The 13,802-nt window shown below is 44.2% G+C and carries 14 protein-coding genes; 1 reads left to right on the top strand and 13 read right to left on the bottom strand.

The features are described from left to right. The 13 genes from QXD64_02540 to QXD64_02480 form a co-directional block, all read right to left on the bottom strand. Complete coding sequence (locus tag QXD64_02540) at positions 1–546, bottom strand: GNAT family N-acetyltransferase (GenBank protein ID MEM3396193.1); 546 nt, start codon at positions 544–546, stop codon at positions 1–3. A gap of 28 nt (positions 547–574) precedes the next feature. Continuing rightward, positions 575–1,195, bottom strand: a complete 621-nt coding sequence (locus QXD64_02535; GenBank protein ID MEM3396192.1) for a hypothetical protein — start codon at positions 1,193–1,195, stop codon at positions 575–577. Then, positions 1,192–1,821 carry a hypothetical protein gene (locus tag QXD64_02530; GenBank protein MEM3396191.1) on the bottom strand — a complete coding sequence of 210 codons (630 nt, stop codon included), beginning with the start codon at positions 1,819–1,821 and terminating at the stop codon, positions 1,192–1,194. The genes QXD64_02535 and QXD64_02530 overlap by 4 nt, the downstream gene beginning before the upstream one ends. A gap of 3 nt (positions 1,822–1,824) precedes the next feature. Continuing rightward, positions 1,825–3,462 carry a hypothetical protein gene (locus QXD64_02525; protein MEM3396190.1) on the bottom strand — a complete coding sequence of 546 codons (1,638 nt, stop codon included), beginning with the start codon at positions 3,460–3,462 and terminating at the stop codon, positions 1,825–1,827. Positions 3,463–3,472: 10 nt separating this feature from the next. Next, the gene (locus QXD64_02520; protein MEM3396189.1) at positions 3,473–4,273 is read right to left on the bottom strand and encodes a hypothetical protein; all 801 of its coding nucleotides are present in this window, start codon (positions 4,271–4,273) and stop codon (positions 3,473–3,475) included. 4 nt (positions 4,274–4,277) lie between these two features. Next, positions 4,278–5,153 carry an ATPase domain-containing protein gene (locus QXD64_02515; protein ID MEM3396188.1) on the bottom strand — a complete coding sequence of 292 codons (876 nt, stop codon included), beginning with the start codon at positions 5,151–5,153 and terminating at the stop codon, positions 4,278–4,280. Continuing rightward, positions 5,140–6,087, bottom strand: a complete 948-nt coding sequence (locus QXD64_02510; GenBank protein ID MEM3396187.1) for a V4R domain-containing protein — start codon at positions 6,085–6,087, stop codon at positions 5,140–5,142. Before QXD64_02510 ends, QXD64_02515 begins: the two co-directional genes overlap by 14 nt. Then, the gene (locus tag QXD64_02505) at positions 6,074–6,664 is read right to left on the bottom strand and encodes a hypothetical protein (protein MEM3396186.1); all 591 of its coding nucleotides are present in this window, start codon (positions 6,662–6,664) and stop codon (positions 6,074–6,076) included. The genes QXD64_02510 and QXD64_02505 overlap by 14 nt, the downstream gene beginning before the upstream one ends. Before the next feature lie 156 nt (positions 6,665–6,820). After that, a complete protein-coding gene (locus tag QXD64_02500; GenBank protein MEM3396185.1) occupies positions 6,821–7,261 on the bottom strand; it encodes an HTH domain-containing protein in 441 nt (146 codons plus the stop codon). After that, a complete protein-coding gene (locus QXD64_02495; protein MEM3396184.1) occupies positions 7,262–7,567 on the bottom strand; it encodes a hypothetical protein in 306 nt (101 codons plus the stop codon). After that, positions 7,564–8,862: an asparagine--tRNA ligase gene (asnS, locus tag QXD64_02490; GenBank protein ID MEM3396183.1), complete on the bottom strand. Its 1,299-nt coding sequence runs from the start codon at positions 8,860–8,862 to the stop codon at positions 7,564–7,566. The genes QXD64_02495 and asnS overlap by 4 nt, the downstream gene beginning before the upstream one ends. A 24-nt stretch (positions 8,863–8,886) precedes the next feature. Beyond that, positions 8,887–10,314, bottom strand: a complete 1,428-nt coding sequence (locus QXD64_02485; protein MEM3396182.1) for a C39 family peptidase — start codon at positions 10,312–10,314, stop codon at positions 8,887–8,889. A gap of 31 nt (positions 10,315–10,345) precedes the next feature. Next, positions 10,346–11,497 (bottom strand): formate--phosphoribosylaminoimidazolecarboxamide ligase family protein, encoded by a 1,152-nt coding sequence (locus tag QXD64_02480; protein MEM3396181.1) that lies wholly within the window; start codon positions 11,495–11,497, stop codon positions 10,346–10,348. Positions 11,498–11,600: 103 nt separating this feature from the next. Here QXD64_02480 and hypF point away from each other — a divergent pair, with 103 nt between their 5' ends. Continuing rightward, positions 11,601–13,796, top strand: coding sequence for a carbamoyltransferase HypF (hypF, locus tag QXD64_02475; protein ID MEM3396180.1), 2,196 nt, complete (start codon positions 11,601–11,603; stop codon positions 13,794–13,796). Positions 13,797–13,802: the final 6 nt, after the last annotated feature.

Genomic DNA, 13,802 nt, shown 5'->3' with positions numbered 1-13,802 from the left:
TCAAACCTCAAAATACGCACTCACACTCTCAAGCAGCATCTTTCTTCTGAAAGGAGGAAGGATAAGATAACCTGGATGGGAAGTAAGGTCCACAGGCACCCTACGAAACTCCGCTTCCTCCATGAATCCATATTTCTTGAAAAACCTTCTGGCTTCTGCAGTGATTGGCTTTGTAATCAAATAGCCCACAACGAAAAGCAGACCGAGAAGCAACAAACGAAAACCAACTTTAGCTCTTCTGTATGCAGGCAGAACCTCTATTGCACGGAGCACATGCACTGGCTCACCATCTTTTGCACATTTCTCCCATTCCTCAATATAAACCCAACCAATAATTGTGTTGCTCTCCACCGCAGCAATGAAGATTGGTCTCGGAAATTTCCTAAGCCAGGATTTAAATGTCTTTGGATAATCAACTACTCCAAGCCCTCTAAAAAACTCAAATCCATTGTTCATCGCATACTGAGGCACATTGTATTTATCTATCTCGCCTGGCTCCTCAATTTTGAGATAAACTACATTACCTGATTTTTTCAAGAGTCGCAAAAACAACACCTAAAAATGGGAAAAAAGTTTATTCTGTGTAAAGCACCCAGACGCAGGAGTTGTTCCGCAGAATCATGTTCAGTTCTGTTCTGGAAATCTTCGCTGTATTCAACAGAATTGGCAGCCATTCCTCTGGCACGATTTTTCGCACGCCATACTCTGAAACCGCTGCAACCTGAGCATATTTCACACGCTTTCCTCCAACCTTTATGCGTTCCGCTGCTGCAGAACGGAAGGTCTGATGAATGATGCACTGTGTGTCCACAACACTCGGCTTAACTGTGGTATTGTAATACTCTGCTACATCCGTATGAACTTTTGCAAAATTCCCTATCCGTTTCGTGTACTCAGTCCAGCCCCTGCCAAAAGGACACTTCGTGGTCACGATGCAGTTCTCTGTAGGTAGCACAACATCCTCAAATGTGGTGAGAATGCTTCTGTTTGACGCAAGTGCATTCCTGAATTCCTCCCAGGTCTTGTATTCCTCTTCAGGCATTGATCTAGCAAGCGAATTTGCAAGAGACACAAGGTAGTTGTTCATTCCTGCAGGACCTTGCTTATCCGCAATGTCTTCTAGGAAGAGATACGCTGCGACATCCACGAATGGATTGTCTTCAATGAGTCGTGTAATCTGCCCTTCCTTGCTCATTTAGACACCTCCTCACCTTTCAATCTTGCTCCCTTCATCAGCAATGCGTACACACATGCATAGTTTCGTAGCAAGCTCCGCACATACTCTGGATTCACACCGATTTTCTTTAACGCTGCTTCGTCTGTCTTCGTGTCTCCAAGGAAGCCCCGATTTGCAAGCTGGTAGCATTCCAGCACCTGATCAGCAACTGTAATGTTCTTTGCCACTTCCTCTCTGAATTTCTGGTGAATCACACAGAAGTTGCAGACCGCAGAATTTCTCACAGTGTTGTTGTACTCGTCTGCCACCTGTCTATCCGCTCGCGGCAGTTCGCCCACACTGTAACGGATGCGCAATATTGTGGGTTGGAACACGCATCGCTTCAGTGCGTAAATGTAGCCCACCACATCTCCATCCACATCCGTTATCGCCAAGTCGGTCAGAGCACTTACATCGCCTTCTATGGAAAACGCTGTTCTTCCCTCGCGCAACGCCACATTAAAGGAAGGCCAGCCCATGTACGCCTCCTTTCCCATTCTTCTCGCCAAGTTCTCGCCCACTCTGAGCCAGTACTGTATTGTCCCTTCCACACCTGCCTTTTCGCTCATATCCTGTATGAGCGATACCAGCGCTATATCCAACATTTTTTATGCACCTCCATCTTTTTCATCGTTCATAGATGGACTGGAAATTCTGTAAATTTTTCTTCGCTCCGTGCCTTCAACATAAATCTTACCTTCGTCAATCAATTTTTCAAGAGCCGCTTGGAGGGTCCCTTTATCAACATCTTTAAACCTGTGCTGGAGTTTCCTAAATGTAAACCCATCTTCCATCGTCTGAAGAATTTGCTCTTCCAACGATTGCTCTCTCTTCTCTTCCTTCTTCTCAACCCTTCTCAAATAAACCTCTCCATCCTTCTCAAATCTCTCAAGATAGCCCTTCCTCACTAGGTTCTCTATTAATGTCTCAATTTTTTCATCCGAGAACATGAGTGAAAGCGTGGTTTTTACATCTGCTAATGTTCTCTCATTTTCAACTGCATAATACAGGAAACTTTCATCCCCACTTATCTCACCCATTTCCGGCTTTTCCTCAACTTCCTCCGGCCTTATCTCCTCTGTTTTCTCTGGGGGTGTATGCACAATTCCAAGTCGTTCCTCAATCACCCGAATTCGCTCTAAGAGTTCTGAAAGAACTTCTCTGCTTTCCCCTTTGCTACTTTCCGATTCTGCCTCTATGTTCGTAATCCGCATGTTGTATTCCTCAATTTTCGCCTGTAGCGTCCTGACGCTCTCATCAATCATGCCCCTAAGGCCCTCAATCTGCTTTGTAAGCTCGTTCAAACTTTCCAGGACACCTGCCTCTCTGGTGTCCGCCTCAGTGAGCAAGCCCTCCATCTTTGATGTCCATTTCTCCAGTTCTGCTACCCGTTCTGTGAGATGAATTGTACTATCAACACTATATTCCTGGCTCTTCAGCTTTATCATCGCCCTGAAATTTTTCGGCTTGTAGCCTGGCACAAGTTCAAGCAACTTTCTTAACAACTCATCGTATGTGGTCTGCATCTGCCTTGCAGACACAAGTTTCTTCTCAATGCTCTTTGCCACATCTCTGGCACGAATTCTTTTCCCATCAAATCTGAAAAGTTCACTTCCGCTCGTTCTTTCACGAATTTCTTCAAGCGTCTCAGTAATTCTTCGTTCTGCCTCTGCATACCCCAAATGCCTGAAAATTGCATTCACCACATCGTCCAGTGTGCTCTGATAAACAATCTCAAGGATTGTAGGTGGAATCTTACCCACATTTAAGCCCTCACCAGCCCCCACCTCATCTATGAGCATCGTTATTTTTTCATTTAACTTCTCTATCTCTCTTGCAGTATTTGAGAATTTGTCCTTGAAGGCAGTGTCTAAAATTGTGTTTGCATATTCTCCTGCCGACCTTATCGTCTCGCCAAGATTTTTGATTGCTCCTTGTATGTCCCTAAAATTTTCCTCAATTTTTTCAATTTTAACCTCAATCTCACCCAGCTTTTTTTCGTTATTTTCTATCCGAACAAGCAACTCAGTTATTTTCTCCTCATCAGCACTTTTCTCATTCTTTTGCATCTCATTTTTCTCTAGTGGCTCCACTCCTTGTCCTGGTTGCTGTCCCTCAGCTTGCTCTTGCTGCACATTTGAGGGAATACTCCCTTCAGCGGTCTGTAGTGGCTGTTGCTCTTGGCTATCATTAACTACGGTTTGGGTTTCCTGTGTTCCCTTATCTCCGCTCTTTATTTCTTCCATAGCTGCGACCTCATACAAACATCTTCAACTTCTTCTCTATCTCTGGTACCCATGTCTTGTAGCATTCCTCTGCCACAATCTCACCGCTTAAGCGTTTCACATGCTCCTTAATCAAGCGTTCAACAAATGCAAGCCAGAGCGTGTCATTCATGTAGGGTGCAGAAGTTCCCATCTCGTTGAAGGTAAGTTCTACAATTTCATTCACAGCCCCAACGCCCACCACTGTCGCAAGCTTCTCTTTAATGTAAGCAAGAATTTCCATGTTCTTCTTGTACTGCCTTGTTTGCTCAAATCGTTCAACAAACAACTGTCTTGTGAGTTGCTTGATTTCTGCTCTTACATCCTCTGGCAATTTTTCAAGCGATTTTTCATCTGTAGGTTTCTGGCTGGTAAGGTATTCAAGCACTATTGCACCAGATGCAAGTTTTTTAGAAATCTCCACGCTTTCGTTGAAATTCACACTGCCTGTCTTTACGCTGGCAAGAAACAGATTCCTCCCCACGCCAGTGATGTAAATTGTGCCGTTTTCGTAAATCTGGATTGATTCTATGAGATTCTCGTTTTTGAGTTGCGAACAAATTGAGGGAATGTTCTGCTTGAGCAAGTTGAACATGTGGAATTGGAGTGGTGTTAAGCTCGGAGGAATTATTGAAGAGAAATTTCTGCCGTCAACACCCACAAACAACATTATTTCAACGCCAGTAGTCTCAGCAAGCTTCCGCATTTCCATCAGAATTATGTCTTTAAGCAAGCTGGCGGTTTCCGCCTCCATTGTTTTCTCAATTTTCTTCACTGTTTTGCCCGCAGCCATGGTCTCACTTCTTCAGTGACTCGAGAATTATTTGCAATGCCTCCTCTGGCGAAAATTCATAGTCCCAGTTTTCCTTCATCGCCTTCAATCGCTCAATGATTCCTGGAGGTGCTTTTAGGGTCTCTGCGGTCTTTATTGCCTCTGCAAACAGGGTATCGTAGGGTTTCGTAGCAGTTTTCGGCACTTCCACTGCAGAGCTTCTCACGATAACGCCCACACCCCTTGCAAACATGTAGGGATACACACCTTCGCCATGATGCGTCCCGCGCATCTTCACAATCTTTAGTGTGCGGTTGAACACACCTCCTATTGGATAGTACTCAAGATGGATTACGCCATCTGCAAGATAGATTGGCAATAACACATCCTCTCCAATTGTCTCACCCGGCCTTGCATGCTCTTCCACAGTCGCAATCACGGGTCCAAGTTCCTTCAAAGTGTAGAAAAGCTTGCCAATCAACTCTCGTTGGTCCAGTTTCTCCTGAGTTGCCCATATGACTGGTGTCATCGGGTCAATCACCACACGGGTCTTGATGTCATAGTCGCTCCTTGCTTTCACGAGCTGAGGCAGTTGTTCCTCCACCATCTTCTTGAAGTTCCTGCCCTTCAGATGTATGAAGAAGAGATTCTTTTCGTAGTGTTTTTTCATGTCCCAGCCCATATAAGACGCTTCTCTCATAATCTGCTCTGGACTCTCTTCCATCGTCACATACAGCCCTTGCTCCCCCAGCTCAATACCGTGCATCAGGAACTGCATTGCAAAGGTGGTCTTCCCAGTACCACTTGAGCCCACAATCACAATTGCAGTTTTATCTCTCAGTCCACCTTCTATTAGTGCATCAAGGCCAAATATTCCTGTTTTTATTCTATTTCCTGTCATTTTTATCCTCCTCCTTATTTTCTTCCTTCATCTTTTTGAACAGTAATTCTGCAAAACTCTTGCTCTTCTTTGCTTCTTCAGCGAGATTAATCACATCTTTTTCGTCAATTACAATCTCCTCCTCCTTCTCTACACTCCTTGCAATTGCTTCCGCAAATGACTCGGCTGCAGCAATATTTTCTGAGATTTTTGAGATATTTTCCCAGGGCGGCGGAAACACCTTTTCATCTCTCTGGACCTTGCTCCTATTTTTTCTGTAGGCGATTCCTATTTCAGTCAATTTCAACTTAGAATCAATAATTCTGAATTTTTCAAGAATCTCGCACCTGTACTTTATCTCCTCGTCTGGAATATCTATTTCCTCGGCAATCTGCTCGCAGGTTACCGGTGCCCCGCTTTTTTTGAATAGAATTTCAATTATTTCATTATCAGTGCTGTCTAGTGCAATCTGATAGACAGCAAGGGGCTGCATCTCCACCAGGAATTTACACTTTTCTGCGCCTGCATTTTCACATTCCATTTCTTTACAGGCAGAGGGAACCTCTAAATCGGTTGTAAAAAACTTTGAGATTGCTTCTGCGGTAATGTAACAGGTTTTACTATTGGCATTTTTATACAACTTACAAACAGAACATCCTTCAACCGTAAACTCCATTCTAAAGATGTCTTTCTTTACCAGCTTCAGTTTCCCAAGTCCAATCTTTTCAAACAACATCCCCATAAACTGCAGCAGTGGTGTCGCCTCCGCTTCTAGTACATTCATTGCCCTAAGCAATTTCCTGGTCTCATAATTGGGAACGAGTGCTTCCTTCAATCCACTTTCTATTGCGGTCTCAAGTTTAGTTAGTTCCGCAAAGGTGCTCATAGCTTCAGCAAAGCTCTGAAAAACAGGTCTTTCTTCACCAGGTTTTCCTGTCTTTTCACTCATCGTCATCAGCACCCCTCTTGCTCTCTGAACTTTTCATTAAAATGTCAAGCTTCTCTCGTTCCGCTGGTGAAAACAATTCCATCGCCTGCCTCGTGAGTTTACCCTTCTTAGAAATGTATTTTCTGTCTTTTGCTTCTGCAACGAGCATGTCACACTCTTCCACGCTTATGCCCAATGCAGCACTGAGTGCCTTGATTGACTGGATGCCCATAGCCCAGTAGAGCAACACGACCTTCATTTTGTCACTGGGCTGACCAGCACTTTTGATGTAAGGTAGAAGGAGATGGCGCAATGCACTGAGTTTGTGTCCTGCTTCTCCTGTAAATACCAGTTCGATGTTTCCGAATTCCAGCACAATTTTAACAGGTTTCTCGCTTAGGATAGAAATGTGCTCTATTTCCTTAATCGGAATGACATAGTATTGCTCTCCGTGAGAAAGTAGGATCTCAGAGAGTGTGAGAAAAAGACCCCCCTCCTTCCACAACAGGTCTAGCTTGCAATGGTCTATCTTTTGAGAAATTCTATATTCTACATCAGCAAATTTTTTCGCTTCAACCTGATTTTTATCTTTTTTCTCCAACATCTGTAATTTGGGATTACTTTTATGCTTAAATAGATTTCGGAAAAAACAGGGTTTTAGCAGTTTTTTGCATGATTTATGGTGTGTTTAGTAAATATTAGAGCCAGAGTTTAAAAAAGTAATCTATGGTGTTATTAGTAAACATTTTTCTTGTATCCCTCATTTCTGAAAAGAAATTATAATTGAGGAGACTGCTGAGGTTATGTATACGTTCCTTCCTTTCTTCTTAGTCACCACCAGTTCTGCATCCTCCAGTGCAGAGATGTCATCGTAGACATTTTTGTAATCTCTGTTTAGCTCTTTTGCAATCTGCCTAATCGATGTTGGTGCCTTTGCTTGCAAATATTCAAGCAGTTCCACTCTTCTTGCTGTAAGAATATTGAAAACCTCAGTATAGGCTATCACTGTGGTCTCAGTAAACCTTCCACCTTGAGATAGGGCTTCCCAGATAAAAAAGTCATCCACTGCAAATGGCCTAGTACATTTTGAAAGGCCGATGCTCTGCTGCAACTTTTCAAGAGAGCCATACCTCTCAGTAAAATCCTGAATAAGCTTAGTAACATCCTTCTGCCCATATTCTTTTTTTAATTCAATCTGCACTCACATTCCTCCCAGATTCATTGCCAGCAAGTTTTTTCTGAATGTGGTCACAAGCTGGATTACTTCATTTCTGGTTTTGTGCTCTGTTTCCATTCTCTCAATCAACCCACCGTTCTCGTCGTATTTCTCCACATGTGGAATGTTCTCAAAATTGTCCCAGCGAACTACAGGCATCCAGTTTCCATGCCGCTCCCTTGCAACATAGGTGTAGGCAAAGTATTTTATTTTGTTCTCCTCAAGAATCTCCAGGAGCACAAGTTTCTCGTCTCTGTGTATAAAGATAGTTTGCCTAAAAACCTCAATCATGGAGATAACCTTGCGACAGTTCTTGGGAATGGCACTGTGTCTCTGATGTGCTCACGCTTTGCAACCCACCTTACAACCCGTTCAATTCCAAGACCAAAGCCAGAATGAGGCACGGAACCAAACCTTCTGAGGTCAAAATACCACTGATAGTTGTCCAGATTTGCGTTTTCTCGCATTAGCCGTTCCTTCATTGATGCAATGTCTGTCTCACGCTCACTGCCCCCGATAATTTCCCCTATGCCTTCAGGTGCCAGCAGGTCTGCATTTTCCACAGTTTTTGGATTGTCTGGTGAGATTTTCATGTAGAAGGGCTTTATTTCTGCAGGATAGTTTGTGATAAATACTGGCTTTGTGTCTAGCAAGCTCAATTCTCTTTCCTCATTAGTGCCAAAATCATCGCCCCATTTGAAATCATAGCCCTTATCTCGCAGAATGTCCACCGCCTTTGTGTAAGAAATTCGTTGGAAGGGAGGTTCAATCACCTTAAGGTCCTCTGGGTTTCTTCCGAGAAATTCAAGTTCATCTTTACAATTCTTTGCGAGATACTGGCATATGTAGCTCACAAGCTGCTCCTGAATTTCCAGGTTTCCCTTGAGTGTGACCCATGCCGCCTCCTCTTCAAGATGCCAGAACTCTGCAAGATGTCTTGGTGTTCTAGATTTCTCTGCCCTGAAGGAAGGCGTAAGTGACCAAACCTTTTCAAGCGAGAAAATGAGAGCTTCCAGATAGAGCTGGGCACTCTGGGAAAGGTATCCCTTTCTCTCAAAGTATTTGAGCTCAAACAGGGTTGAACCGCCTTCGCAGGCATTTGATGTAAGAATTGGTGGCGTGGTCTCCACAAATCCATTCTCAAAGAACCATTCTCTTGCGGCTCTCAAAATCATTGCCTTGACTTTCATCGTGGCAGTCATTTCTCTAGAGCGGAGCCAGAGATGACGATTGTCCAGCAAAAATTCTTCTGTTTGGTCCTTGAAGATTGGAAAACGCTCCGCAAAATGCACCACATTGAATTTTTTTGCAGTAATTTCCCTGCCACCAGGTGCACGTTTGTCTTCTCTAAGCACACCTTCCACAATCACGGAAGATTCAACAAGGGCTTTTTCCGCACTTTTAAAGTCCTCGTCGGGCAACTCTCCCTTAATGACTGTGCATTGGATAATACCAGTACTGTCCCTTAACACCGTGAATACAATTCCTCCACTGCTTCTTGTCCTGTAAATCCAGCCCCTCACACAAACATAATCGCCTGGCTGTGCTTTCTTGAACGCATCAGCAATTCTGATTGGTTCCACCATGGTAATTTGTAAAATAAAGGGAGATTATATAGTTTCGGATTCGCTTTTTCGCTTCTCACTGCTTCTAAATTGTCTTCTCTGCCAGATAAATAACGATGTAAACACCATTGCAGTCAGCAGAATTAGGATTACCAGATTCATCTGCTCAGGCACTTGTTCTATTGTGATGAGGTAGGCACCTTCTGCTGGAGTTCTACATGTATTGCCTGCATTGTCATAAGCCACAATGTAGTAGTAAACAGTTCCCGATTGCTGGGCTGGTAATTCACACTGGAAGTGCCCTGGTGCTGTCTCGGACAGGCTCACGGCAAGGTAGGTACTGTTATCTGTTGAGTAGTACGCGAGAACCTTGTTTACACCATTAGCATCGCTCACATTTGCCTCGACCACAATAGGTTCATTTGCCAGCCAGGAAATCAATGGCACATGCTGGATTTCAGGGGGAGTATTATCAATTGTGAGTTCAATGGTTGAAACACCGATATTTTCTGCATTATCCTTTGCCTGGACATAAAACAGATGGAGGCCATCACTGTAACTTCTGGAATCAAAAGTAAACTCGTGGGATGGAACAGAGTCCCAAACCACAGTGTGAGCGTCATCGGGTGCGTCAATGCAGAGCCGTGCCCATTTGAACCCGCTCTCATTCTCATAAATATTTGCAGTGATTGTAGTGGTGCCTGAAATCAGTGTGTTGTTTGCTGGTGCTGTAATCTGAATTTGTGGAGGTGTGCTATCAGGCGATGGTGGATTGCCTCTAGCATAAATGAAGCAGTGAACAGTATTCAGGTTGGCATTGCCATAGTTGTATCCAGGCCAGTCATATGTAACATAAGCTCCGTTGTAGTTCATGTATCCCTGATTCTTATTGCCGTATGGGTCATTAACTATAACCGAATACTGGCTTGAGTAGTAGCCCACTGCGAGCACATAATGTCCTGCGGTTGTAAGGGAGGTGAGAAGCACAACTGGATGTCCTGCATCAATCTCGGCCTTGAGTTCCGCCCATGTGGGAGACCAATCCACAGAGGAGCCAAGCCCATGCTTAACAAAATACTCTGCCATATGCCCCTTTGTATCTTCCCAGTCATTCTGGGTAATGTACCCATAACCACCATAACCAATGTTTCCACTCGGGTCAGCGCTTCCGATGTTGTAGGTGTAGCCATTGTAGGTATAAATTTCACAGATGTATCTGCCCCAGTGGCTCACATGAGGATAAGGCACAGACACATTGCAATCCCAGTAAGGCAGAATTCCATAGTAGGCAATTGCCATCATTGCACTTGTGGCACCGCAAGCCCAGTGCCCATTGAACCAGTCAGGCGTGTCATAGACCTGATGGATGTAGGGCACATTCTGGATTGTAACTGCAGCACTCACATTCTGGGTGAAACTGAGAAGAGAGAGCAAAAACAGAAAGCAGAAGAGAAAAACCGTCCCCTTGCCCATGTGCCTTAATTGATTAAGCAAGTAATAAATTTTATGTCACTACCTTGCTCAGCATTCCCTTGTCCACTGCAATCCTAATCTCTCTTGCAATTCTTCTGCCAGTGCTCATCCGTTCGTGCCAGAGCGCATTGCCGTAAGGATGCCCAACGCTCATGTGCACATTTGTTCCACCCCCAATCCTCGGAGCTACATCGTACACATAGAAATTCAGGTCCTTGTCAACACAGGTTTGAATGCAGAAGGGCCCAATAATTCCTGGCGGGTAGTATTTTTGAGAGACCTCCACAAATTTCTCTCCAATTTCAAACGCCTTCTCCAGCAACGATTCTCGAAGCGTGGCACTGTTATGCCCGCAAACAGTATATTCTGGATACTTCTGCTTTTCATTCAATGTTAACTGCTGGTTTGCTGGTAAACGCACATGCCCATCTAGCGATGTCTCAAATCGCCAGTCAATCCCAAGAAGTTCCAAGGGAGCGCCATCTTCAACAATGGGGGAATAGAAGAAGTTCAGATTGAAAACTGGCCCAATGATGTATCGCTCAATTCTGGCTTTTTCTAAGTCCTCATTTGTGATTATTCCGTTCTTCAGCAGAATGCTGGTCTTTTCAGAGTATTCTTCAAATGAAGCTGCAGTGAAAAAACCACGCTCCAGCCGTTTTTTTGCATGCGGGAGTTTCACAATAACTAGCGAGTCGATTTTCTCTGGCTTCTCAATCTTTTCAGGTGTGGGAATTCCTGCTTTTTCAAGCAACCAGTAATAATTTTTTTCCTCTGTTCGCTCCTCAATTCTGAGCATCATTCGGTTGCCGAACATAGGGAGAGCTAATTCCTGCTCAATTATATCCAGAGGAATGTAGGAGGAAAGGGCACGATTGGGGATGAGAATAACACATTCGTTCTGGAGCTTTTCAATGTCGTTGAGCATCTCCGAAAACCTGTCATATACATATGGATAATCCACGAGCCCTTTTACAACATTCGTGTATGCCTCCCTGTATGCCCTGAAATACTTTGCATAGGTTTTTTCTCGCCCCTTCTGGCAAAAGGCAACGGTCTCGAATCCTTCCTCAATCGCACCGTCAAAAATGTCAAGGGCTGAATGCGAGGCGATTGCACCAATCTTTATTTTTCCCTGCTCGTAACCAGAAATAAGATACCTCAAATCCTTCATCTGAGCCATGGTGGTAGAATGGCTGTTTTTATTTAAGGTTTTTCTATATCTTAGTGTTTTGTGTTTGTCCCAAAAGAAATATAGATATATTCTGGTGTGTTTCCTTTCAACCGTGCAGAAACTGATTGTTTACGGAGTAGTCCAGGGCGTGGGCTTCCGTCCCACGGTTTACAGGATTGCAAAAGCAATGGGTTTGCGTGGCTGGGTAAAAAACAATGGCTCAAATGTGGAGATTGTGGTGAATGTGGATGCTGAGAAATTGTTGGAAGTGTTGAGGAAGAACCTGCCTCCAAATGCCAGGATTTCAGAAATAAAAATTGAGGAATTTGATACTACACCCCCTGAGGATTTTGTGATTTTAGCCAGTAGCAGTGGAACAAAAGATTTTCCGCCACCACCTGACTATGGAATGTGTGATGCCTGTCTCAAGGATTTTAACGAAAGAGGAAACAGGAGATACAATTATCCATTTACAAATTGCACTGACTGTGGAGCAAGGTTTACTGTGATAAGAGCTCTGCCTTTTGACAGAGCAAACACCACGATGGAGGCCTTCCAGATGTGCGTGGAATGCAAGAAAGAATACAGTTCTCCTGAGGCAAGAAGGTTCCATGCACAGACAATCTCCTGTCCAAAATGTGGGCCACGGTACACGCTCTATGACAGAAATGGAAAAATCATTGAGTTGGAAAATCCATTTAAAAAATTTGCAGAGTTAGTTGATGCTGGCTCTATCTGCGTTCTCAAGACCTATGGTGGAATGCACCTTGTCTGTTCGCTGGAGCGTATTCCATATTTCAGAGAATGGTACAAACGGAAGACAAAGCCATTTGCATTGATGCTCAGGGATATTGAGACAGTAGAAAAGTATGCCGTGGTTTCTAAGGAGGAACGCAAGCTGCTGTTGTCACAGAACAGACCCATAGTCCTTGTTAAAAAGAAGGGGTTTGATGAGAAAATTGAGAATGCGTCTCCGAAGCTGCCAAACTTTGGGGTGATGCTCCCTTATGCCCCTGTGCATTACTTGATTTTCCAGCACCTCAAGTCCGATGGTTTTGTTGCTACCTCTGCAAATCCTGCTGGTGAACCAATGCACATTGAAAACCAGAACGCTTTTTCCTTGGGTGCGGACTATTACCTGCTGCACAATCTCCAGATTTACAACAGATGTGATGACTCAGTGCTTCGTGTCTACAAGACAAAGAAATTCTTTATTCGCAAGTCCAGAGGTTATGTGCCAGAACCAATTCCGTTCAACTCTGAAAAAACCTGTATTGGTATCGGTGCCCAGGAAAATCTCTCTGCAAGTTTGCTCTGCAATGGAAGGATTTACACCACACAATACATTGGTGATGGCGAAAATTACGCGGTAATCCAGTATCTTAAACAGGCACTCAACCACTACCTCAAGCTTTTCGATGTAAAAAAAGTGGACGCTATTGCCGTTGATTTGCATCCTGGCTATACAACAAGAAAGGTCGGCTATGAACTTGCTAAAATCTGGAATGCAGAAATTGTGGAAGTCCAGCATCATTGGGCCCATGCAACCTCGTTGCTTGTGGATACAGAGGAAAATGGCTGCGTCTGTCTTGCCCTGGATGGGACTGGCTATGGAACAGATGGCAGTATTTGGGGAGGAGAAGTGCTGGTTGCCAGTTACAATGGATTTGAACGAGTGGGACACTTGAGCGAGTTTCCTTTGATTGGTGGTGAGAAAGCTGTTTATGACATAGGAAGAATCGCCTTTGCACTTGCAGAGCTTACTGGCTGCGAAATGAATCGTGATGATGTACCGATTTTGCGAAAGCTGATGAGCAAGAGTGTAAAATGCACAAGTATGGGCAGATTTCTGGATGGGCTGAGCTACATTCTTGGAGTTTGTACAGAGCGAACCTACGATGGCGAGCCAGCAATGCAACTTGAAACTTTGCTGATGAATGGAAAACCAGGAGCAAGTATGCCCAAAGACATTGTGGAATTTGCTGGAAAGGAACATGTGGTAAATCTTTTGCCTGTTGTTAAAAGGGTGTTCGAGTGTCTGGGAAAGGAGAGAAGGGAAGATATTGCGTTCGCTGCAGTTGATGCTGTGGTGAACGGTCTTGTAGAGATTGCCAGTAGGGCTGCAAAAGAGCATGGATTCAAAAAGTTAGGTGTGAGCGGTGGCGTTTCCTATAATGAGGTTATTGTGGGCATGATTGAGAGGCATGTAAAAGAGCATGGACTGGAACTTCTACTCCATGACAGAGTGCCAAACGGAGACATGGGAATCTCTGTAGGGCAATGCGGGATTGGCGGAAAATTGGGTTAGGGGGAG

The organism is Thermoplasmata archaeon (assembly GCA_038874435.1).
In the GTDB taxonomy this organism is placed as follows: Archaea; Thermoplasmatota; Thermoplasmata; order Lutacidiplasmatales; family SKW197; genus SKW197.
This window is presented reverse-complemented; position numbering and strand designations above follow the sequence as displayed.